Source organism: Gammaproteobacteria bacterium, from assembly GCA_017999615.1.
Classification (GTDB): domain Bacteria; phylum Pseudomonadota; class Gammaproteobacteria; order JAABTG01; family JAABTG01; genus JAGNLM01.
Map to the genome: position 1 here is coordinate 129,108 of JAGNLM010000005.1, position 21,054 is coordinate 150,161.

Annotated in this window: 19 protein-coding genes and 3 tRNA genes; 12 read left to right on the plus strand and 10 right to left on the minus strand. The window is 70.6% G+C overall.

Features of this window, described 5'->3' with window-relative positions; translation table 11 throughout:
• Positions 1 to 91: 91 nt before the first annotated feature.
• The 5 genes from clpA to KA217_06760 all read right to left on the minus strand — a co-directional run bounded on the left by clpA (position 92) and on the right by KA217_06760 (position 5,451).
• Positions 92 to 2,371, minus strand: coding sequence for an ATP-dependent Clp protease ATP-binding subunit ClpA (clpA, locus tag KA217_06740; GenBank protein ID MBP7712149.1), 2,280 nt, complete (start codon positions 2,369 to 2,371; stop codon positions 92 to 94).
• A 20-nt stretch (positions 2,372 to 2,391) separates the two neighbouring features.
• Entirely contained in the window at positions 2,392 to 2,712 is a 321-nt protein-coding gene (gene clpS, locus KA217_06745) for an ATP-dependent Clp protease adapter ClpS (protein ID MBP7712150.1), read from the minus strand.
• Between the two features lie 166 nt (positions 2,713 to 2,878).
• Positions 2,879 to 4,144 carry an NADP-dependent isocitrate dehydrogenase gene (gene icd / locus KA217_06750; GenBank protein ID MBP7712151.1) on the minus strand — a complete coding sequence of 422 codons (1,266 nt, stop codon included), beginning with the start codon at positions 4,142 to 4,144 and terminating at the stop codon, positions 2,879 to 2,881.
• An 18-nt stretch (positions 4,145 to 4,162) separates the two neighbouring features.
• Positions 4,163 to 4,462: a YciI family protein gene (locus KA217_06755; protein MBP7712152.1), complete on the minus strand. Its 300-nt coding sequence runs from the start codon at positions 4,460 to 4,462 to the stop codon at positions 4,163 to 4,165.
• 89 nt (positions 4,463 to 4,551) lie between these two features.
• The gene (locus tag KA217_06760; protein MBP7712153.1) at positions 4,552 to 5,451 is read right to left on the minus strand and encodes a hypothetical protein; all 900 of its coding nucleotides are present in this window, start codon (positions 5,449 to 5,451) and stop codon (positions 4,552 to 4,554) included.
• Here KA217_06760 and KA217_06765 point away from each other — a divergent pair.
• The 7 genes from KA217_06765 to KA217_06795 all read left to right on the plus strand — a co-directional run bounded on the left by KA217_06765 (position 5,450) and on the right by KA217_06795 (position 11,410).
• The gene (locus KA217_06765; protein MBP7712154.1) at positions 5,450 to 6,289 is read left to right on the plus strand and encodes a PHP domain-containing protein; all 840 of its coding nucleotides are present in this window, start codon (positions 5,450 to 5,452) and stop codon (positions 6,287 to 6,289) included. The genes KA217_06760 and KA217_06765 overlap by 2 nt on opposite strands.
• A 16-nt stretch (positions 6,290 to 6,305) precedes the next feature.
• Entirely contained in the window at positions 6,306 to 6,932 is a 627-nt protein-coding gene (locus KA217_06770; GenBank protein ID MBP7712155.1) for a threonylcarbamoyl-AMP synthase, read from the plus strand.
• 13 nt (positions 6,933 to 6,945) lie between these two features.
• On the plus strand, positions 6,946 to 7,644 hold the full coding sequence (locus tag KA217_06775; GenBank protein ID MBP7712156.1) for a site-2 protease family protein: 699 nt from the start codon (positions 6,946 to 6,948) through the stop codon (positions 7,642 to 7,644).
• A 91-nt stretch (positions 7,645 to 7,735) separates the two neighbouring features.
• Positions 7,736 to 8,953 (plus strand): tryptophan--tRNA ligase, encoded by a 1,218-nt coding sequence (locus tag KA217_06780; GenBank protein ID MBP7712157.1) that lies wholly within the window; start codon positions 7,736 to 7,738, stop codon positions 8,951 to 8,953.
• A 27-nt stretch (positions 8,954 to 8,980) separates the two neighbouring features.
• The gene (locus KA217_06785) at positions 8,981 to 9,784 is read left to right on the plus strand and encodes a segregation/condensation protein A (GenBank protein ID MBP7712158.1); all 804 of its coding nucleotides are present in this window, start codon (positions 8,981 to 8,983) and stop codon (positions 9,782 to 9,784) included.
• 67 nt (positions 9,785 to 9,851) lie between these two features.
• Entirely contained in the window at positions 9,852 to 10,550 is a 699-nt protein-coding gene (gene scpB / locus KA217_06790) for an SMC-Scp complex subunit ScpB (protein MBP7712159.1), read from the plus strand.
• Between the two features lie 62 nt (positions 10,551 to 10,612).
• Entirely contained in the window at positions 10,613 to 11,410 is a 798-nt protein-coding gene (locus tag KA217_06795; protein MBP7712160.1) for a pseudouridine synthase, read from the plus strand.
• 181 nt (positions 11,411 to 11,591) lie between these two features.
• Here KA217_06795 and KA217_06800 read toward each other — a convergent pair whose 3' ends face one another.
• Positions 11,592 to 14,393, minus strand: coding sequence for a class I adenylate cyclase (locus KA217_06800; GenBank protein MBP7712161.1), 2,802 nt, complete (start codon positions 14,391 to 14,393; stop codon positions 11,592 to 11,594).
• Positions 14,394 to 14,527: 134 nt separating this feature from the next.
• On the opposite strand from KA217_06800, the gene KA217_06805 reads away from it, so the two are divergent.
• Positions 14,528 to 15,052: a C40 family peptidase gene (locus KA217_06805; GenBank protein ID MBP7712162.1), complete on the plus strand. Its 525-nt coding sequence runs from the start codon at positions 14,528 to 14,530 to the stop codon at positions 15,050 to 15,052.
• 25 nt (positions 15,053 to 15,077) lie between these two features.
• On the opposite strand, the gene KA217_06810 is transcribed toward KA217_06805, so the two are convergent.
• The 3 genes from KA217_06810 to KA217_06820 all read right to left on the minus strand — a co-directional run bounded on the left by KA217_06810 (position 15,078) and on the right by KA217_06820 (position 17,281).
• Positions 15,078 to 16,313 carry an AI-2E family transporter gene (locus KA217_06810; GenBank protein MBP7712163.1) on the minus strand — a complete coding sequence of 412 codons (1,236 nt, stop codon included), beginning with the start codon at positions 16,311 to 16,313 and terminating at the stop codon, positions 15,078 to 15,080.
• Positions 16,314 to 16,364: 51 nt separating this feature from the next.
• On the minus strand, positions 16,365 to 17,099 hold the full coding sequence (locus tag KA217_06815; protein ID MBP7712164.1) for a hypothetical protein: 735 nt from the start codon (positions 17,097 to 17,099) through the stop codon (positions 16,365 to 16,367).
• A gap of 107 nt (positions 17,100 to 17,206) precedes the next feature.
• A tRNA-Val gene (locus KA217_06820) sits at positions 17,207 to 17,281 on the minus strand.
• Positions 17,282 to 17,488: 207 nt separating this feature from the next.
• On the opposite strand from KA217_06820, the gene gltX reads away from it, so the two are divergent.
• The 4 genes from gltX (at position 17,489) to KA217_06840 (ending at position 19,919) form a co-directional block, all read left to right on the plus strand.
• The gene (gene gltX, locus KA217_06825) at positions 17,489 to 18,901 is read left to right on the plus strand and encodes a glutamate--tRNA ligase (GenBank protein ID MBP7712165.1); all 1,413 of its coding nucleotides are present in this window, start codon (positions 17,489 to 17,491) and stop codon (positions 18,899 to 18,901) included.
• A gap of 77 nt (positions 18,902 to 18,978) precedes the next feature.
• Positions 18,979 to 19,054: transfer RNA gene (locus KA217_06830), tRNA-Ala, on the plus strand.
• A gap of 123 nt (positions 19,055 to 19,177) precedes the next feature.
• On the plus strand, positions 19,178 to 19,708 hold the full coding sequence (locus KA217_06835; protein MBP7712166.1) for a peroxidase-related enzyme: 531 nt from the start codon (positions 19,178 to 19,180) through the stop codon (positions 19,706 to 19,708).
• A gap of 134 nt (positions 19,709 to 19,842) precedes the next feature.
• A tRNA-Glu gene (locus KA217_06840) sits at positions 19,843 to 19,919 on the plus strand.
• Positions 19,920 to 20,631: 712 nt separating this feature from the next.
• Here KA217_06840 and KA217_06845 read toward each other — a convergent pair.
• The gene (locus KA217_06845) at positions 20,632 to 20,856 is read right to left on the minus strand and encodes a hypothetical protein (protein MBP7712167.1); all 225 of its coding nucleotides are present in this window, start codon (positions 20,854 to 20,856) and stop codon (positions 20,632 to 20,634) included.
• Between the last annotated feature and the right edge of the window lie 198 nt (positions 20,857 to 21,054).

Consider the following 21,054-nt stretch of genomic DNA (forward strand, 5'->3'; position numbering starts at 1 on the left):
GAAGCTTACACCCCTGCCCCTCCCGTGAGAATTGCCTGCCGGCCCCGGACGGGGCCGGCGCCCCTGCCGGGGGGCGGGGGGCGTGGGGTCGTCAGCTCGCCGGCACGCCGCTCGTGGCCTCCTCGCTTTCGATGTCGAAGGCGAGCTCCCCGTCCTGCACCCGGACCTTTACGTGGCCCCCGCGCTCGAGGCGGCCGAACAGCAGCTCCTCGGCCAGCGCCCGCTTGATCCGGTCCTGGATGAGGCGCGCCATGGGCCGCGCGCCCATCCGTGGGTCGTAGCCCCGCTCGGCGAGCCAGCGCCGGGCCGTGTCCTCGACCTCGAGGGTCACGTTCCTCTCCTCGAGCTGGGCCTCCATCTCGATGAGGAACTTGTCGACGACGTGCCCGATGGTCTCGCGGTCGAGGGGCCTGAACTGCACGATGGCGTCCAGCCGGTTGCGGAACTCCGGGTTGAACAGCCGCCGGATGACCGCCGCGCCGTCCGTGGTGTGGTCCTGCGAGGTGAACCCGATGGAGGCGCGGCTCATCTGTTCCGCGCCGGCGTTCGTCGTCATCACGAGGATGACGTTGCGGAAGTCCGCCTTGCGCCCGTTGTTGTCCGTGAGCGTGCCGTGGTCCATCACCTGCAGCAGCAGGTTGTAGACGTCCGGGTGGGCCTTCTCGATCTCGTCGAGCAGCAGCACGCAGTGGGGCTGGCGCGTCACCGCCTCCGTGAGGAGCCCCCCCTGGTCGAACCCCACGTAGCCGGGGGGCGCACCGATCAGGCGCGAGACCGTGTGCCGCTCCATGTACTCGGACATGTCGAAGCGGACCAGCTCGACGCCCATGACCCGCGCGAGTTGACGGGCCACCTCGGTCTTGCCGACGCCGGTCGGTCCCGCGAAGAGGTACGAGCCGATGGGCTTCTCGACGTTGCGCAGGCCCGAGCGGGCCATCTTGATCGCGGTCGCGAGCGTCCCGATGGCCTCGTCCTGCCCGAAGACGACCATCTTCAGGTCGCGCTCCAGGTTGCGGAGCACGTCGCGGTCGGACCGGGAGACCGTCCTCGGGGGTATTCGCGCCATCCTGGCGACGATCTCCTCCACCTCGGGCACCCCGATCGTCTTCTTCCGGCGCGAGGGCGGCAGCAGACGCTGGTGGGCCCCGGCCTCGTCGATGATGTCGATGGCCTTGTCCGGCAGGTGCCGGTCGGTGATGTAGCGCTGGGCGAGCTCGGCGGCGGTGCGCAGCGCTTGGCGCGAGTAGCGCACCTGGTGGTGCTCCTCGAAGCGCGACTTGAGCCCCTCGAGGATCTTGACGGTGTCCTCCACCGAGGGCTCGGTCACGTCGATCTTCTGGAAGCGGCGCGCGAGCGCCCGGTCCTTCTCGAAGACCCCGCGGTACTCCTCATAGGTGGTCGAGCCGATGCACTTCAGCTCCCCGGAGGCCAGCATCGGCTTGATCAGATTCGAGGCGTCCATCACGCCGCCCGAGGCGGAGCCGGCCCCGATGACCGTGTGGATCTCGTCGATGAAGAGGATGGCGCCTTCCTCGCTGCGCATCTGTGCGAGGACCGCCTTCAGCCGTTTTTCGAAGTCCCCGCGATACTTGGTACCTGCGAGCAGAGCGCCGAGGTCGAGCGCGTAGATCGTGGCCGAGGCGAGGACCTCGGGTACCTCACCGTCGACGATCATCTTGGCGAGGCCCTCCGCGATCGCGGTCTTGCCCACGCCGGCCTCCCCCACGAACAGGGGGTTGTTCTTGCGCCGCCGGCACAGGATCTGGACGGTGCGCTGCACCTCGGAGTGCCGGCCGATGAGCGGATCGATCTTTCCGGCCATCGCCAGCTCGTTCAGGTTGGTGGCGTATGCCTCGAGGGCAGTGCGGGGACGGGCCTCGTGGGGGCCTTCCTCCTCGCCGTGGGGCTCTCCCGCCTCGTCCGAGCCCTCTTCCCCGGGGGCCTTCGAGCCGCCGTGGGAGAGGTAGTTGACGACGTCCAGCCGGCTCACGTTCTGCTGGTGCAGGAAGTACACCGCCTGCGATTCACGCTCGCCGAAGACCGCGACCAGCACGTTGGCGCCGGTGACTTCCTTCCTGCCCGAGGACTGCACGTGAAAGACCGCGCGCTGGAGCACCCTCTGGAAGCCCAGGGTCGGCTGCGTGTCGCGTTCCTCGTGCAGGGGGAGCACGGGGGTGTTCTCCTCCACGAAGGCGGTGAGGTCCACCCGGAGCCTCTCCAGGTCGGCCCCGCACGCACGCAGCACCTTCGCCGCGGCGGGCTCTCCGACCAGGGCGAGCAGCAGGTGCTCCACGGTGACGAATTCGTGCCGGCTCTCGCGGGCGCCGCGAAAGGCCTGGTTCAGCACGTACTCCAGTTCCTTGCTGAGCATGGCTGCAGTACCCCCGGGGGTCAGGCAGGCTCGATCGTGCAGAGCAGCGGGTGCTGGTTCTCGCGCGAGAAGGCGTTGACCTGATGCACCTTGGTCTCGGCGATTTCCCGCGTGAAGACCCCGCACACGCCCTTCCCGCGCGTGTGCACCTGCAGCATCACCTGCGTGGCCTTGTCGCGAGGCATCGAGAAGAAGGACTCCAGCACGTGCACGACGAAATCCATGGGTGTGTAGTCGTCGTTCAGGAGCACGACCCTGTACAGGGGGGGGCGCCTGACCTTCGGTTTCGCCTCGTCGAGCTCGAGCCCTTCACGGGGCGCCTGGCGGGGTAGCTCGGCCATCCATTCACCGGAGCCCTGACTCCGGTCCTCCTGTCGCCTGGGAACGCCCCGGGCAGGCGAGTCCGCCTACCGCTCATAGACTCCCGCCGGGGGGCAGAGTTCACGGGAAGGATAGCCCCCCCGGCGGCCGGTCGCATGAGCCGCCGGGGGCGGGAGGTGCGGTGCCTCAGGCGGACCCCATGTGGCGCACCAGCTCCTCTCCGAAGCCCGAGCAGCTGACCTCTCGAGCGCCGTCCATCAGCCGGGCGAAGTCATAGGTCACGGCCTTCGCCTGGATCGCCCCGCTCATCCCGCGCACGATGAGGTCCGCGGCGGCGGTCCAGCCCAGGTGGCGGAGCATCATCTCCGCGGAGAGCACGAGCGAGCCCGGATTCACCTTGTCCTGGCCGGCGTATTTGGGGGCCGTCCCGTGAGTGGCCTCGAACATGGCGGTCGTGTCCGAGAGGTTCGCCCCCGGGGCGATCCCGATGCCCCCCACCTGGGCCGCCAGGGCGTCGGAGATGTAGTCCCCGTTCAGATTGAGGGTCGCAATCACGCTGTACTCCTCGGGGCGCAGAAGGATCTGTTGCAGGAAGGCATCGGCGATCACGTCCTTCACCACGATCTCACGCCCGGTGCGGGGGTTCCTCAGCCGGCACCAGGGTCCGCCGTCGATCTCGGTCGCCCCGAACTCCTCGCGCGCGAGCTCGTAGCCCCAGTTCTTGAAGGCCCCCTCCGTGAACTTCATGATGTTGCCCTTGTGCACCAGGGTGACCGACGGGCGGTCGTTGTCGATCGCGTAGCGGATCGCCTTGCGCACCAACCGCCGGGTGCCCTCGCGCGAGACGGGCTTCACGCCGATGCCCGACGTCTCGGGAAAGCGGATCTTCCGCACGCCCATGTTCTTCAGCAGGAAGTCGATGACCTTGCGTGCCTCGGGCGTGCCGGCCGCCCACTCGATCCCGGCGTAGATGTCCTCCGAGTTCTCCCGGAAGATCACCATGTCGGTCCGCTCGGGGTGCTTCACGGGGCTCGGGGTGCCCGGGTAGTAGCGGATGGGGCGCAGGCAGACGTAGAGGTCGAGCTCCTGGCGCAGCGCCACGTTGAGCGAGCGGATCCCCCCGCCCACGGGCGTGGTGAGGGGGCCCTTGATGGAGACGACGTAGTCGCGGACGGCCTCCAGGGTCTCCGCCGGCAGCCAGGTGTCCTTGCCGTAGATGCGCACGGCCTTCTCGCCCGCGTACACCTCCATCCAGGCGATCCGCCGGGTCCCCCCGTAGGCCCGCTCCACCGCCGCGTCCACCACCCGCCGCATGACGGGGGTGATGTCCACGCCGATGCCGTCGCCCTCGATGTAGGGGATGACGGGGCGCCCGGGGACGTTCAGTGAGGAATCCGCGCCGACGGTGATTCGCTCGCCGTCGGTGGGCACCCGGATGTGCTGGTAGGTCATGGGTTCCTGACTCCTTTTCTAGGGCAATACCTTGCGAAACGGTTTGACGGTGACCCGTTCGTAGACTCCGGCGGCGACGTAGGGGTCGGCGTCGGCCCAGGCCCGTGCGGCTTCGAGACTGGGAAAGTCCGCGACCACGAGGCTGCCGGTGAAGCCGGCGGGGCCCGGGTCCTCCGTGTCCAGTGCCGGGTGGGGGCCGGCCAGCACCAGCCGGCCCTCGGCCCTCAGCCCCTGGATCCGCTCCAGGTGCGCGGGCCTGGCCTGGAGGCGCCGGGGCAGGCTCTCGGGCACGTCTTCCGAGAAGATTGCGTAGAGCAAGGGGGTCGTTCTCCTTCGCGCCCGTGGGCGGGTGTCAGCGGGATCCTAGGCGATCTGCCCGTCCCCGTGGCGGGCCTTTGTCTGGACCCCTACGCTCGATGGGAGGGGCCGTGGCGGGCGTGGCCGTGCCGGGCGTGGGCGTGGTGGTGCCGGGAGGGCCTGTGGTGATGCCGGTGCCCGTGGTCCCGGTGGCGGCCGCGGCGACGGGAACGCTCCAGGGCGAGGCGCACGACGACGTACCCCACCGCGCCGAGGAAGGCCGCCAGCAGAGTGAGCGGGTGGGTCGCGAAGGCGAGGACCTCGCGGGCGAGGAGGACGAGGAACTCGCCGACGGTGAGCGGTCCGTCCCCGTCGAGACCGGGCGCGGGGGGGAGCAGCGCGGGGGCAGGCGAAGGGGCCCAGCGCGGGACCGCGGACCCGGCACCGGGGTCGAGGGCGGGGGACTCGAGGCCGCGCGGGGGCGGGTCCGGGTCGGAGCGGGACAGGATGAAGTCCCCGCGTCCGAGGAAGGACACGTGCAGCCGGCCGAGCGCGTCCACGGTCGGGGTGAACACTTCTGCCGCGAAGCGCAGGATCTCCTCCGCCAGGGGCGTGGAGAGGAGCGGCTCGCGCGGGTCTTCACCGAGATAGGGGGTGCGCCGGCCGATCGACTGGGCCGCGGCGGAGCGGGACCGGGTCGTCCCCGGGGCCGCCCCGCCTTCCGTGACGAACGATGTCCAGGGGGCGGTGTCGATGCCTCCCGGAAGGTCCAGGAAGCGTTCCGCAGCGGGGCTGTCCGAGCGCGGGGGCGCAGACCCCGCCGGCGGGCCGGGTGGCTCGATGGGCAGGGCGGGGGCGAGGAGCGGGAGGGCGAGCCCTGCCAGTACGGCGAGTGTGCCGACCCCGCGGTCGGTGCTACCGGCCGCGTGGGCCCGGTGCGCAGACCCGGCAGCGCCCGCGTGGCCCCCGGGGGAAAGTCGCTGGCAAATCCGGTAGAGTAGGTGCCCCATGTCGTTCAGTGCCTACGACCTGCACTCGCACTCCACGGCTTCGGACGGGACCCTGGACCCAGCGGACCTGGTGGCCCGTGCCCACGCCGCCGGCATCCATTCGTTCGCGCTCACCGACCATGATACGACGGCGGGCCTCGCCGAGGGGAAGGCGCAGGCCGAACGCTCGGGGCTCGCCTTCGTGAACGGTGTCGAGGTCTCGGTCACCTGGGACAAACGCACCGTGCACGTCGTGGGGCTTCAGGTGGAACCGGGCAACGAGACGCTCGAGACCGGACTCGCGCGGCTGCGCGCGTCCCGTGACTGGCGCAACGAAGAGATTGGCCGGCGCCTCGAGCGCCACGGGATCCCCGACGCGTTGGAGGGCGCCCGCCGCTTCGCCCGCGGCAGCGTCGTCGGCCGCATGCACTTCGCCCGGGACCTCGTCGAACGGGGGCTCCTGCGGGACGTGCGGGAGGTCTTCCGGCAGTTCCTGGCCCGGGGCAAGCCGGGGCACGTTCCCGGGGCCTGGGCGAGTCTCGAGGAGGCGGTCGCCTGGATCCGGGCGGCCGGGGGCCAGGCCGTGCTGGCCCATCCGGCACGCTACGACCTGAGCGGCTTGCGCCTGCGGGGGCTGTTCGGCGAGTTCCGTGAGGTGGGTGGGGAGGCGGTCGAGGTGGTCTCGGGCAGCCACAGCCGGGACGACACCCTGGTGGTGGCGGGCGCCACGCGCGGGGCGGGGATGCTGGCCTCTGCGGGCAGCGACTACCACGGGCCCGAGAACCCCTGGTTCGAACTGGGCAGGCTGCCGGCGTTGCCGCAGGGCTGCGTGCCCGTCTGGCAATCCTGGACACGCTGACCCGGTAACCGCGCCGATGGCCCAGTACTTCGAAGTGCACCCCGAGAACCCCCAGGCGCGCCTGGTGAGCCAGGTTGCGGCCGTGGTCCGGTCGGGCGGGGTCGTCGTCTACCCGACCGATTCCGGCTACGCCTTCGGTTGGGCGATCGGGGACAAGACTGCCCAGGACCGCATCCGCCTGATCCGGCGGCTCGAGGACAGCCACGACTTCACGCTCGTGTGCCGCGACCTCTCGGAGATCGCGACCTACGCCAATGTGGGGAACACGGCCTACCGCCTGATGCGCGGCGCCACCCCCGGCCCCTACACCTTCATCCTCAAGGCGACCCACGAGGTGCCCCGCAGGCTCCAGGACCCGAAGCGCAGGACGATCGGTCTGCGCGTCCCCGACAACCGCATCGCGCGGGCCATCCTCGATGCCCTCGGCGAGCCGCTGATGAGTTCCTCGCTCGTTCTGCCCGGCGACGAGATGCCGCTGACCGACCCCGAGGAGATCCGCGACCGCGTGGGGAAGCAGGTGGACCTGATCGTCCATGGAGGATTCTGCGGCTACGAGCCCACCACGGTGGTGGACCTGCAGGGCGACGTGCCCGAGGTGGTGCGCCGGGGCAAGGGCGACCCCTCGCCCTTCGAGACGCCGTAGGTCGGGGGCGGCGATGGACGAGCTCAACCTGGCACAACGCATCGCCATCTGGGTGCTGCCCGTGCTCTTCGCCATCACGATCCACGAGGTCGCCCACGGATGGGTGGCGCGCGCGCTCGGCGACCCGACGGCGATGATGCTGGGTCGGCTCACCGTGAATCCCCTGAAGCACATCGACCCCATCGGCACCGTGCTCCTGCCGGGCCTGCTCCTGTACGCCGGTGGCTTCGTGTTCGGTTGGGCGCGCCCCGTGCCGGTGACCCGGGAGAATCTGCGTGACCCGCATCGGGACATGGCGCTCGTCGCCGCGGCCGGCCCCACCGCGAACCTCGTGATGGCCCTCTTCTGGACCCTGGTGGTGCGCCTGGGGACCCTCACCCACGAGGCGCTGCCCTGGCTCGGGGTGCCTCTCGTCTACATGGGCGTGGCGGGGATCTTCATCAACCTGATCCTCCTCCTGCTCAACCTGGTGCCGATCCTGCCCCTCGACGGCGGGCGGATCCTCGCCGCGCTCCTGCCCCGACGGGTCGCGGCCCGGTTGGCGCGGACGGAGCCCTACGGTCTCGTGATCCTGCTGGCGCTGCTGGCCCTGGGCGTCCTTGGACAGGTCCTGTCGCCCGTACTATTCTTCGGCGCCACCGCCCTGGGGTGGCTCGGCGGACTTCCTGGAGAGATCACCCTGCAGGTCCTGGAGGCCCTGGGCGCGCTGTGAGCCCGGGGCGAGCCATCCACGCAAGACGACCGGTCCCCCTGGGACCGCATCGGCCCGACCCCCTGGGGTCGCGGCGTAAGAGGAGCTAGCCGTGGCGAGCGTCGCACCCCAACACCAGCGCGTGCTCTCGGGCATGCGCCCGACCGGTGCCCTGCACCTGGGCCACTACCACGGTGTCCTGAAGAACTGGCTGCGCCTGCAGCAGGAGTACGAGAGCTTCTTCTTCGTCGCCGACTGGCACGCGCTCACCACGCACTACAACGAGCCCGGGGCCATCGCCGACAACGTGTGGGAGATGGTGGTCGACTGGCTCGCCGCGGGCATCAACCCCGGCCTCGCGCGGATGTTCGTGCAGTCCCGGGTGCCGGAGCACGCCGAGCTGCACCTCCTGTTGTCCATGTTCACCCCGCTCGGTTGGCTGGAGCGTGTCCCCACCTACAAGGAGCAGCAGGAACGGCTCCAGGACCGCGACCTCTCGACCTACGGCTTCCTCGGCTATCCGCTTCTGCAGGCCGCCGACATCCTGATCTACAAGGCCGGTTTCGTCCCGGTCGGCGAGGACCAGGTCGCGCACGTGGAGCTCACCCGCGAGGTGGCCCGGCGCTTCAACCACCTCTACGGGCGCGAGCCAGACTTCGCCGAGAAGGCGGAGGCGGCGGTCAAGCACATGGGCAAGAAGGCCGGGCACCTCTACCAGGAGCTACGGCGGCGCTACCAGGAGCAGGGAGACGCCGAGGCCCTGGAGAAGGCTCGTGCCCTGCTCGAGGCCCAGCAGAGCCTCTCGCTCGGCGACCGGGAGCGGCTGTACGGGTATCTGGAGGGCGGCGGGAAGGTGATCCTGCCCGAGCCCCAGGCCCTGCTGACGCCGGCCTCCAAGATGCCGGGCCTGGACGGCCAGAAGATGTCCAAGTCCTACGGCAACGCCATCTCGCTGCGCGAGGACCCGGCGTCGGTCACCCGGAAGCTCCGCACGATGCCCACCGACCCTGCGCGTGTGCGCCGCACCGACCCCGGCGATCCGGCGAAGTGCCCCGTCTGGCAGTTCCACGAGATCTACTCGAGCGAGGAGGTCAAGGGGTGGGTCCAGCAGGGGTGCCGCAGCGCCGGCATCGGTTGCCTGGACTGCAAGCAGCCCGTGGTCGAGGCCGTGCTCGCGGAGCTCGCGCCCATCCAGGAACGGGCGCAGGAATACCGGGCGCGTCCGGAGACCGTGCGTGGGATCGTCGCGGAGGGCTGCGAAGAGGCCCGCGCGGTGGCTCGCGAGACACTCGACGAGGTCCGCCACGCCATGGGGCTGGCGTACCGGTAGGGGATCGTGGCGGCCGTCCTCCACGCGATCCCGGCCCCCCCTTCGCGCGAAGGCGCGGCGGCACCTTCGCCGCTCGCCCTGGTCCGGGGTACGCCGCTCGCGGAGGTGCCGCGGGACCTCTACATCCCGCCCGACGCCCTGGAGGTGGTCCTGGAGGCGTTCGCGGGCCCGCTCGACCTGCTGCTCTACCTGATCAAGCGCCACGGGCTCGACATCCTCGACATCCCCATCGCCGAGGTGACCCGCCAGTACGTGGAGTACGTGGAGCTGATGAAGGAGCTCAAGCTCGAGCTGGCGGCCGAGTACCTGGTGATGGCGGCCACGCTGGCCGAGATCAAGTCGCGCATGCTCCTGCCCCGCCCGGCGGCCACCGCTCTGGAGGAGGACCCGCGGGCCGAGCTGGTGCGCCGCCTGCAGGAGTACGAGCGGATCAAGCGGGCCGCGGAAGACCTGGACGGCCTGCCGCGGCTGGGCCGGGACCTGCTCGCGACGGTGGTGGAGGCGCCCGGTGCCCTCGGCACGCGACCGCTACCGACCGTCACCCTCGCCGACCTGCTGGGGGCGATGCGCGAGCTGATGGCCCGCGCCGACCTGTTCGCGAGCCACCACGTGCGGCGCGAGCCGCTCTCCGTGCGCGAGCGCATGAGCCGGGTCCTGGAGCGGCTGTCGGGCGGGCGCTTCGTGGAGCTGGCGGACTGCCTGGTCCCCGGGGAGGGGCGGGCCGGGGTCGTGGTGACCCTGCTGGCCCTGCTGGAGCTGCTGCGCTCCGCTCTGATCGAGCTCGCCCAGGCCGAGCCGTTCGGTCCCATCCACCTGCGGGCGGTCGCCTGAACCCCGTGGGGCTCCACGTGCCGAGTGCGGACGGACCCGGTCTGCCCGTCCCCGGGAGGGGCGGCGCGTGAGTCCGGAGGAGATCCGCAACACGCTCGAGGCGGCCCTGCTCGCCGCTGGCCGCCCGCTCTCCGTGGACAGCCTGGTCGAGCTGTTCGACCCGGAGTCCCCGGACGTGGCTCTGCCCGACCGGCGCCTCGTCCGTGAGACCCTGAGCCGGATGGCGGAGGAGTACTCCGGGCGCGGTATCGAGCTTCGGGAGGTCGCCAGCGGGTTCCGGATCCAGGTTCTCCCGGAATACGCCCGGCGGCTCGGCCGCCTGTGGGCCGAGCGTCCGGCCCGCTACTCCCGGGCCCTTCTCGAGACGCTCGCCCTCATCGCCTATCGTCAGCCCGTCAGCCGTGCCGAGATCGAGGAGATTCGCGGAGTGGGGGTGAGCAGCTCGATCTTCAAGACGCTTCAGGACCGGGACTGGGTGCGGGTGGTGGGGCATCGGGACACTCCCGGGCGGCCCTCCCTCTTCGGCACGACGCGCCAGTTCCTGGACGACTTCAATCTGAAGCAGCTCTCGGACCTTCCGCCGCTCTCCGAGCTCCAGGACCTGGACCGGATGACCGGCGACCTCTTCGAGGCGGTCGTCGCCGGGGCCGCCGTGGCTGCGCAGGACGCGGGGGAGGGCGAGGAGGGCGCTGCGCCTGCGGCTTCGCCGAGGCCGCGAGGGTTGCCTGCGCCCGAGAGTGCCCACGCGGGGGAGGGCGACGCGTGAGGGCGGCCCGACCCGCGCGCACCCGGAAGACCCGCGCCAGCGCCGAGGTGCGCACCGAGCCCCTGCGCCGGGAACGGGTTCAGAAGGTGCTGGCCGACCTCGGGCTCGGCTCGCGGCGGGAGATTGAGGGCTGGATCGTCGCCGGGCGCGTACGGGTCAATGGTCAGCCGGCCTTGCTCGGCGTGCGGGTCGGCCCCACCGACTCGGTGACGGTCGACGGCCGGGCGGTGACGCGGCGGAGATTCCGGGAGGCGCCCGCCGCCCGGGTCCTGGCCTATCACAAGCCCGAGGGGGAGGTCGCCACGCGCCGGGACCCCGAGGGCAGGCCGACCGTGTTCGAACACCTGCCGCGGGGCCGCTGGATCGCCGTGGGCCGCCTCGACGTCAACACGACCGGGCTGCTGCTCTTCACCAACGACGGGGCGCTCGCCGCCGCGCTGATGCACCCGCGCAGCGCGGTCGAGCGGGAGTACGCCGTGCGGGTGTTCGGCGAGGTCCCCGAAGGCACCCTGGAACGGCTGCGCGAGGGCGTCGAGTTGGACGACGGACCTGCGCACTTCGACCAGGTCGTGGACGCGGGGGGCGAGGGGCGCAACCACTGGTTCCGGGTGGTGCTGCGCGAGGGCCGGCAGCGCGAGGTGCGCCGCCTGTGGGAGTCCCAGGGCGTGCGGGTCAGCCGGCTGATCCGGGTCCGCTACGGGCCCTTCGCCCTGCCGCGCATGCTGCGCCCGGGGCGCTGGCAGGAGCTCGAGCCTGCGGCGATCGACGGCCTGCGGGCCGCGGCCGGTTTGCCCGTCGCGTCCCCCGCACGGCCCCGGCCCCGCAAGAGGGCTGCACCCCGGCGCCGCCGGCCCGCCTAGGGGCGGCCCCTCGCCCGGGGGCCGTCCATCCCCGTGATGCCCTCTCCCGGCCCGCACGCGACGCCTCCCCCTGCCGGAGGCCTCGCGCCGCTCGACCGGCGTTCCGGGCGCGGAAGGTCTTCCGAGCCTTGCTGGCGGCGTGCGGACCTCGCCCCCGATGCGACGGGTGCTGTCTCTCAGGTCATTGCGCGGCCAGCGCCTGGTTCAGGCGGCGCTCGACCTCCGCCTTGTAGTACAGGTAGCGGACCGTGGGGGTGAGTCCGCTCACCCCCGGGCGGTCGTCGATGGCCGAGAGGTCCACGTCGGTGACGTACACGGGGTAGGGCTCGCCGCTCCCGCGGGCCGCCAGCACCTGCGCGACCACCTCTTCGAAGAGGTGGGGACCGTGGTCCCCGGTGGAGTACTCGACCCCGTCGCAGAGCACCCGCAGGGACGGTTGCGGGGTCTCGGTCTCCACCACGACCTTCACCTCCAGATAGGGCTGAAGCGTCGCGCGGACCGGCCGGGTCACCCGGGAGGCCGCGAGATCGCCCGAGCGCTGCGCCGCGAGGCGGTAGAACTCGAGGGGGTCGCCGGCCTCAGCCGCCGGACGTCCCAGGCCGCTCGCGTTCTGGCGAAACGCGACGGCCTCGAGGAAGCGCGCGTACGGGGTGAGCAGCGTGAGCTCCTCGTGGAAGGGAACCGTGTCCCTGAAGAGCGAGCCGTTCTCGTCGAGCACGTAGACGTCGGCCTCCGCCCCGCGGACCTGGTAGAAGACCTGGACCCGCCCCGGCGCGTTGCAGGCGTACACCACGGGCAGGGCGGAGCCGGACGAGGACCCGCGGTCAAACCGCGTGGCGGCGTACTCCGGCAGGGCGCTGCCCAGGTGCTCGTGCAGGGCGGCGGCGTTACCCACGCGTTCCACCCGTGGCCGCTCGCCTTCGAAGGTGACACTGAAGAAGACGTCGGAGACCTTCATGAGCCACCGGGTGCCCCGGCGCTCCTCCCCCGCGGCGAACACCCGCGCGGCCTCCTCCAGCAGTCCCTGCACCCGGTGGGCGATGCTCGGGCCCCGGTAGGGCGTGAAGCAGTGGACGGTGAGATCCACGGGCCCCAGAGCGGTGTGGGCCAGCCAGTCCCGCAGGCAATCGACGAGCCCGTCCGCCCCCTCGTAGTGGGCCGTGAACACCTCCTTCCAGCTGGTCACGAAGACGTAGTCGATCGCGAGGCAGAGGTTGTCCTCGCGCGCCCCGTAGTTGAGCGGGTCCAGGCGGTCGGTGGTGAGGTGCAGGCCGTGGCGCGTGTAGCTCGCGAGGGGGTCGACCCCGAGGTTGAGCAGCATGCAGGCTCGGAGCGGCCGGGAGGGCGCCCCCAGGGCCTCGACGCTCGGCTCGCCCGGCTCGGTGGCGGGAAACGCTCGGCGCAGGGCGCCGAGCGTGAAGGGCAGCTCCCGCCCGAAGACGGACTGCTCCTCACCCTCGAGGGCGACTGACGTGCGCTCGGTGGCGACGCCGTTGAAATGGCACCAGACCAGGGCCTCGACCAGGGTGCCCGCACGGCGCAGGGCGGGGAGCAGTCTCCCCCCCTGGGCGGTGCCGCTGCCCCGGAAGACGAGCCACTCTTCCCGGCCGTCGTAACGGACCCGCTGGAGCACCAGGTGCGATTCGGCGAGCTGCCCCAAACGCACGCCGCTGATCCACTGGACCTTGCCGACGCGGTGCTCGAACGCGGCGAAGAGCCGCCGGCCCAGAATGGTCATGTCCCGCTGGCTGATGGCGGCGGTTGCGGTGTGCTGGCGCGCGAAGGCGGACAGCGCCCGGTAGCTGCGGGTCAGGGCCTGGACGATGCGCTGGCGATCCTCGACGACGCGCTCGAGCTTCCAGGTGTCGCGCAGGTCCAGGTTCTGGACCTGGGCCTCGTTCCAGTGCCAGGTCTGAACGAGGGCCCGAAGCTGCGCGGGGCGGGGGTCGTCCTCGCCGGGTGGCCGCGGGCGGCTCAGGTGCTGGCCGGCCTTGAAGTACAGGCACCGGCGGGCGAGCTCGACCCTCTCCCGGTCCCCCTGGGCGAGCAGGTAGCCCTCGACCTTCTCCAGCATCAGGGCGTACGGGTCGAGCCGGTCGAGCTGGGTCGTCCCGGCGTACACGGCCGCCTTGAACCTCTGGGCCAGGAGCCCCGGGTTGGGGAATTCGCTCGCGTAGCTCTCGAGCAGGAGGATCTTCAGGAGCGACTTGTAGGGGCTCGAGACGGCCTTGTAGAGCTGCCAGAGGGCTGCCCCCAGGAACTCGTTGGCCGGAACCCCCTGCAGCCCGCCGAAGTCCAGCACCTCGGCGGAGTCCACGAAGCGCCGGCGCAGCAGTTCGCCACCGTACGCCTCGTACTCCCCGTCGTGCTCGGGCGGGACGAGCCACCAGAGGGGCTGGCGCCCGGCGACCAGGAGCGCCGTGCGGTAGAACTCCTCGAGCAGCAGCTGGCGCTGGGCGCTCCCGCTGCTCTGCTCGGACAGGCCGTCGAAGCGTCCGGAGCGGACGTCCGCGGCCGACATCAGGTAGAAGTGCACCTCGAGGTCCAGGGTGGCCGCCCACTCGGCCACGCCCTGCGCCTTGCGGCGCAGGACCTCGATCGCCGCCTCCGGCAGGTCCTCGCGGTGGCAGAGCCAGACGTCGAAATCGCTGTGCTCGGAATAGGCCAGCGTCCCCGAGCTGCCCATCAGGTACAGGGCGTCCACGTCGTAGGTGAGCGGGACGCGGCGCTTGTAGTCGAAGGTGCGGGCCACCCGGCCGGCCGACGCCAGCGCGTGTTCCGACGGGGAGTAGGCGGCGACGCCGTACGGGGCGTCCCGGGAGACGAACCCGGGCAGTGCCGGGTGGTTGGTGTGGAAGAGGATCGGCAGCACCTCCACGAAGGGGCGCTGGCGCTGGGGGAGGGCGGCCACGGTGCGCTTCAGGCGCTCGCGGTTCAACGCCAGGAAGCGCTGCTGGATGGCCCGGGGCTCAGCGATGGTCACGGTCGGTCCTGACGGCTCGTCACAGGTCTGTATCGGGGGATCCCGCTACGGCCTTGAGGCTTGCACACGACTTGACGGAAGCTAGACTTGCACTATAGGTAGAGGTCTCTTTGGCAACACGCTGATTGGGCTCGATGTCCGAGAATCCAAAGTGCCAAGCCCCCGGAGCCGGAGCCGGAGCCGGAGGCGGGGGTACCCCCCGTCGCGAGGGCCGACCGCTCGCGCTCCTGCTCCTGGCGCTGGTGCTCGGGGGCTGCAGCACCGCGCCGGTCAGTCGCACACCCTCCGCGAGCGCCGACCCCGTGGCGAGGCTCGCCCAGGAGCAGGTGGGGCGGCCGTATGTCTACGGGGCGAGCGGACCCACGAGCTTCGACTGCAGCGGGCTCGTGCAATACGCCCATCGCAACGCCCTCGGCGTGGAGGTTCCGCGCACCGCCCGCGAGCAGTTCGCGCGGGCGAGCCCGGTGAGCCGCAGCCGTCTTCGCCCCGGGGACCTGGTGTTCTTTCGGCCTGGTCCCGGCAAGGGCCTGCACGTGGGGATCTACGTCGAGGACCTGCTCTTCGTCCACGCGCCTTCGAGCGGCAGTCGCGTCTGCTACGCCAGCCTCGAGGACTCCTACTGGCGTGAGAGCCTGCTCGGGGGCGGCCGCCTGCGGTGAGGCAGCTCGGCCGGCCTGAGGCAGGTCAGCAGGCCGGGGTATCCACCACGCGGGCTGCGGAGTACGACATCGGGACGCCGAAGACGTCGTGCAGGACGTAGAGCGTCACCGGAACCCCAAGCACCATCCCCCAGATCCCGAACGCGTGGTACCCCACGAAGAGGATGATCAGCACCAGGACCGGATTGAGGTTCAGGTGTCGGCCGAAGATCTGCGGGTTGAGGAGGTAGGCCTCGACCAGGTGCACGACGGATACCAGCACGACCACTGCGGCCGCCTTCTCCAGACCTCCCGCGTTCAGCGCCACCAGCACGATGGGGGTCGTCGAGATGAACGTCCCGAGCACGGGGATGAAGCCGCACACGAACACGATGAGCGAAAGCACGGCGAGCGAAGGGACCCCGAGGAAGGCGAGGCCGGTCGCCGTGAGCGCCGTGTTCACCAGGGCGATCAGGGCCTGGGCCTGGATGGAGCGTCCCACGACGTACGCGAAACGCACCACCGGCTGCGCCGCTTCCTCGTAGAAGTCCTGCAGGCGCGAGGCGCGCAGGCCGCGGATCTGGCTGACCAACCGGTCGTGGTCGATGAGGATGAGGAAACTGAAGAGCAGCGCCAGCAGCGTCGTCACCGCGCCCTGGTAGAGCAGGTTGATGGCGTGCGGTGCGTACTCGCGGATGCGGACCTTCTGCTGCGCGAGGATGGAGTCGAGCAGCAGGTCCTCCTCGAGGGTGTTGTAACGTGCCAGGCTGCCGGCGGTCGCGGGGTCCAACTCGGCCCCGTTCAGATCCTTGCCGATCAGTCCGGGGTCCAGCCCGAGGCTTCGCGTCTCGCGACTCAGCTTCTCGTCCACCCGCTGGCGTGACTCCGCATCGAGGACGCTGCGAAGAAAGCCGACCAGGGGGCGCTGCATGGCGGGGTAGCGCTGCACGAAGCCCGTCTTGACCCCGACCAGCGTCGCCTGGATGTCCCCGAGACGCCCGATCAGGGAAGTCGCCTCCCGGATCACGTTCGGCGTGACGTAACTGACGAAGCCGGTGAGTCCGGCCAGGAAGATCAGGTAGACGGCGACCAGGGAGACACGGTACGGCAGGCGGAGGTACCTGGGCCCGAAGCCCGCGAGGCGGAGCGCGACGAAAGCCAGGACGAAGGTGAGGAAGACCAGGCTGAAGAAGTCCCGCATCAGCCACAACAGCCCGAACAGGACGAGCCAGATGAGGGCCCGCCGATTCAGTTGGTAGAACTGGTCGAGGCTGAAGGCCATGAGGGCCCGCCCCGGCTGCGGGCCAGGGCGGTGGCTCGCGTTGCTTCGACCTTACTTCTGGGTGGTCGGGCGGTACTCGCCGGGCGGCACGTAACTGGAACCCCCGATCGGCTTGTAGTCGCCGAGTTGAGGCGCCGTCATCGCCCCTGCTCCGGTTGTCCTCGGCGCCGGGACGTAGGCCGGCACGCCGGCGCCAGTTCCGGGCGCCTGGGTGGCGGGCGGGGTGTAGGTGGGCACCTGGGGCATCGCGGGAGTCTGCGGCATGGCCGGGGCCGCCGCAGGGGCCTGGGCGGGCACCTGGGGCTGAGCAGGGAGCTGAGGCTGCGCCGGCATCGCCGGTGCGCTGGCGGGAGCGCCGTAGCCGTAGCCCGGGGCGCCTTGGGGCGCGGGCGCCGTCCCGTAGCCGGGTGCGCCGCCGTAGGCCGGAGCGCCGCCATAGGCAGGGGCGCTACCGTAAGCCGGTGCACCACCGTAAGCAGGAGCGTTGTACCCGGGTGCGCCGTACCCCTGTGCGCCAGAACCGGGCTGGCCATACGCCGGAGCCCCGTACCCGGGCGCGCCGTAACCGGGCTGGCCGTAGGCCGGAGCACCATACCCGGGCGCGCCGTAACCGGGCTGGCCGTAGGCCGGAGCGCCGTAGCTCGGCTCGTCCTTCTTGCCACCGAACCACTTCGACGGGTTGAACATGTCGCCCATGCCGCCGGCGACCGCGTTGTCGACCAGCGCGAGCGAGCCGACGTTGACGATCAGCAGGGAACCGAGGGCTACCTTGAGAGAGTGCTTCATGTGTCCTGCTCCTGGTGTCGGGAAACCGCTGGGACCGGACCGCAAGCGCGGGATGCCATGACGGACGGAGGGACCGAGGAGTGGTTGCTTGCGGGCAAGGAAACCGGTGGTGGGCGATGCTGGGCTCGAACCAGCGACCCCTGCCGTGTGAAGACAGTGCTCTCCCACTGAGCTAATCGCCCGTTTCCGGGGCGGATTCTACGAACTGGTGCGAGCGCGGGTCAAATCCAAAGATGAGGACCCCTCCCCACGGGTCGTCCGGACTCCCCGGCCGGCCTCCTGCCCGCCCCGGAGGCCGGGCATTGCCCCGCCGCCGGCCGCCCGATTTCGGGGGTCCCCGCCGGCTGGTAGACTCGGCGCCTGGCCCTTGCCATTGCCCTGCCTTCGCCATGACCGTGCGCACGCGCTTCGCCCCGAGCCCCACCGGATACCTCCACATCGGCGGTGTCCGCACTGCCCTCTTTTCCTGGCTGTACGCCCGCCGGCACGGCGGCACGTTCATCCTGCGGATCGAGGACACGGACCTGGAGCGGTCCACACCGGAGGCGGTGAACGCCATCCTCGAGGGGATGGCGTGGCTCGGCCTCGACTACGACGAGGGGCCCTTCTACCAGACCCAGCGTTTCGACCGCTATCGCGAGGTGGCGGACCGGCTCATCGCCGAGGGCAAGGCCTACCACTGCTACTGCTCGAAGGAGCGTCTGGAGGAGCTGCGCAGCGCTCAGATGGCGCGCAAGGAGAAGCCACGCTACGACGGTCTGTGCCGGCACCGCACCGGCCCGCCCCCCGAGGGCGTGCGCCCCGTCATCCGGTTCCGGAATCCCGAGAACGGAGTGGTCGTGGTGGAGGATCTCATCAAGGGCCGGATCCCCTTCCAGAACGCGGAGCTCGACGACCTGATCCTGGTCCGCGCCGACGGGACGCCCACGTACAACTTCACCGTCGTCGTCGACGACCTCGACATGCGGATCACGCACGTGGTGCGCGGTGACGATCACGTCAACAACACACCCCGGCAGATGAACATCCTGCGGGCGCTGGGGGCCGAGCCGCCCGCGTATGGGCACGTGCCCATGATCCTCGGGCCCGACGGGCAGAAGCTCTCGAAGCGCCACGGCGCGGTGAGCGTGCTGCAGTACCGCGAGGACGGCTACCTTCCCGAGGCGCTGCTGAACTACCTCGTGCGCCTGGGCTGGTCGCACGGAGACCAGGAGATCTTCTCGATCGACGAGATGGTGTCGCTGTTCGACGTCCGCGACGTCAACAGGGCCGCGTCCGCGTTCAACCCGGAGAAACTGCTCTGGCTGAACCAGCATTACCTGAAATCGAGGGAGCCCGAGCACGTGGCACGCCACCTGGCTCCCCACATGGGGCGGTTCGGCGTCGACCCGACCTCCGGACCGGACCTGGCGGACGTGGTCGTGGCCCAGCGCGAGCGAGCCAAGACGCTGACCGAGATGGCGGCGAACAGCCTCTACTTCTACCAGGACTTCGCGGCCTACGACGATCAGGCGGCGGCGAAACACCTCACGGCGGATGCGGCTGGGCCGCTGGCGGTGCTGCGGGAGCGGCTCGCCGACCTGGGCACGTGGTCCGCCCCGGCCATTCACATGGCCGTGGTGGACGCGGCCGAGACCCTCGGGGTCAAGCTCGGCAAGCTGGCCCAGCCGGTGCGCGTGGCGGTCTGCGGGACCGCGGTCTCCCCGCCGATCGACGTCACCCTGGAGCTGCTCGGTCGCGAGCGGAGCCTGGCGCGCCTCGAGCGGGCCATCGCATGGGCCGGGAAGCGGGCGGAGGCGTGAGGGCGCTCGTGCCTGCCCTCGCGGGCCTGCCTTGACACGGTCGCGGCCCTTGCCTTAGATTTCCCGCCCTCACCAATGGGGCTATAGCTCAGCTGGGAGAGCGCTTGCATGGCATGCAAGAGGTCGACGGTTCGATCCCGTCTAGCTCCACCATAAAACAGCCGAACCGGATCCCATGAAGTGCCAGAGCCCGCGGAAACGCGGGTTTTTTGCTGTTTGATGGGCGCAAGCCGAATGCCGTCGCCGTCCGGCTGTCGCCGTCCAGAGGAGACCCACGTGGCCTACGTCAGCCTGCCCACCCTCGACCAGATGGCCCCGCCTGTCCGGGAGCAGTTGGAAGCCGCCCGCGCGAAGACCGGGGACCCCGGCGAGATCGCGTATCTCGTGGCCATCCGCCCGGACATCTTCACCATGACCATGGTCATGGTGCGCACGCTTCTGCTCACCCCGACGCAGCTGCCCTTTCACGTCAAGGAGAGCATCGCCCTCCTGGTGTCCGTGCAGAATCGCTGCGAGATGTGCATCGGCGAGCACGTCCGGATCGCCAAGCTCCTGGGGATGAGCGAGGAGCAGGTCGAGGCGGCCATCGCGGGCCTGGATGCGATGGACGTGCCGGACAACGAGCGCGCCCTCCTGAGCTTCTGCGTGAAGGCGGCGAGCAAGGAGAGCTATCGCATCGCTCCGTCGGACATCGCGGCGCTGAAGGCAGCCGGCTACAGCGACGGCGAGATCCTCGAGGCCGTCGCCGTGGTCGGGTACTTCAACTACATCAACACCATCTCGAACGCGCTGGGCGCGGGCAAGTGAGGCAACGGAAGGGACCCAGGCGCGCATCCGCATCGGCGTCTGCGTCCCCTGTGAGTGATCACTAACCCTGGGCTAGGGCATCCTTCGCGCTTCGGGAGCTGCGTCGGCACGACTGGCGCAACTCAACCTCTCCCGTCCCCATCGTCTAGACGGCCTAGGACATCACCCTTTCAAGGTGACGACACGGGTTCGAATCCCGTTGGGGACGCCAATTAAGCCGCTGATCGGAAAGGAAACAGCCGCAGCAACGCGGGCAGGGCGGCGACAGTTAGTCGCCAGTTAGTCGCCAGCCGCCGGGGCGCGGCTGTCAAGGGGAGAGCGAGGGTCACGCCCGCGCGCGCGCGGGGTGGCCTCCAGACGCAGAAAGGCCCCGGCCAGGCCTGGCCAGGGCCTCGGGGTAGCGGGTGCTAGTCGAGCTCCACAGGCGGCAGGGCGGCACCTTCACCCGGCAATCGGGGGCAGGGGAAGCATTGGCATCGCCGCCAAAGCTTCCATCGTCGCCTAGCCAGTCGCTTGCCGTCCTCCGCGCTACCCCGATAGCCGTACCCACCTGCTCCTGTGTCTCTCCGGCCAGATACCGAGCCAGGATGACGGCATTCTCCTGTGGAGGGATCTTCACTCCACACTTCGGAGAGGTATAAGCGTTACCACTACTGGTAACGCTTATATCCTCACCAAACCATAGGCTCACCGTTTGTTGTGCCACCCCGATAGCCGTACCCACCTGCTCCTGGGTCTCGCCGCTCATGCGCCACCCCCTCGCCCGAGCTGCTTGAGGGTGGGCGCCTTGCTTTCGGGCGCACGCAATTTCGGTGCGCCCGAAGAATCCCGTCCCGCCATGGTGCCGCGCGTCCCGCTGGCCTTGGCGTCAACTCGGGTACAACGGTTAGAAGTTTCTCTATCCGTTGTATCCGGCTCCACCCTCACCCGGTCGCGGTCCGGTCCACCCACTCACCCCAGGGCGAGGTATCCCGGCCGCGCCGGCCGGCGGCGTCTCGGGTGCAGAGACCGGTGGCCAGGGCGCGCTCCAGCGGCAGGCCGCGGTCAAGGCGCGAGGCCAGGGTGCCGACGTGCAGGTGGTGCTCGGCCGCCAGGTGGCTCAGGCGCCAGCGCTCGCCCTGCCACTCGATCCAGCGGATTTTGGGCACGAGACCTCCGAGAAAGGCCCCGGGGGCTACCCGGGGCAAGGTGCAGGGGAGGGCCGCCGCTTTGCCCGCGACGGTGGGCGTGAACTGTCCGGCCGGTGCGACCCCCGGGCCCGGCCGGGGGCTCCGGGGGGCCAGCCGCGGCGCCCGAGGTAGGGTGCGCCCGCCAGCACTCGCGGTTGCTTGGTCCGAAGCGGGTGA

Excerpts from the sequence above, each read along its gene's own strand:
- clpS (MBP7712150.1), bottom strand. The coding sequence starts at position 2,712 with ATGGCCGAGCTACCCCGCCAGGCGCCCCGTGAAGGGCTCGAGCTCGAC.
- KA217_06760 (MBP7712153.1), bottom strand. The coding sequence starts at position 5,451 with ATGGGGCACCTACTCTACCGGATTTGCCAGCGACTTTCCCCCGGGGGC.
- KA217_06770 (MBP7712155.1), top strand. The coding sequence starts at position 6,306 with ATGGCCCAGTACTTCGAAGTGCACCCCGAGAACCCCCAGGCGCGCCTG.
- KA217_06805 (MBP7712162.1), top strand. The coding sequence starts at position 14,528 with ATGTCCGAGAATCCAAAGTGCCAAGCCCCCGGAGCCGGAGCCGGAGCC.
- icd (MBP7712151.1), bottom strand. The coding sequence starts at position 4,144 with ATGACCTACCAGCACATCCGGGTGCCCACCGACGGCGAGCGAATCACC.
- KA217_06765 (MBP7712154.1), top strand. The coding sequence starts at position 5,450 with ATGTCGTTCAGTGCCTACGACCTGCACTCGCACTCCACGGCTTCGGAC.
- clpA (MBP7712149.1), bottom strand. The coding sequence starts at position 2,371 with ATGCTCAGCAAGGAACTGGAGTACGTGCTGAACCAGGCCTTTCGCGGC.
- KA217_06810 (MBP7712163.1), bottom strand. The coding sequence starts at position 16,313 with ATGGCCTTCAGCCTCGACCAGTTCTACCAACTGAATCGGCGGGCCCTC.
- gltX (MBP7712165.1), top strand. The coding sequence starts at position 17,489 with ATGACCGTGCGCACGCGCTTCGCCCCGAGCCCCACCGGATACCTCCAC.
- KA217_06815 (MBP7712164.1), bottom strand. The coding sequence starts at position 17,099 with ATGAAGCACTCTCTCAAGGTAGCCCTCGGTTCCCTGCTGATCGTCAAC.
- KA217_06775 (MBP7712156.1), top strand. The coding sequence starts at position 6,946 with ATGGACGAGCTCAACCTGGCACAACGCATCGCCATCTGGGTGCTGCCC.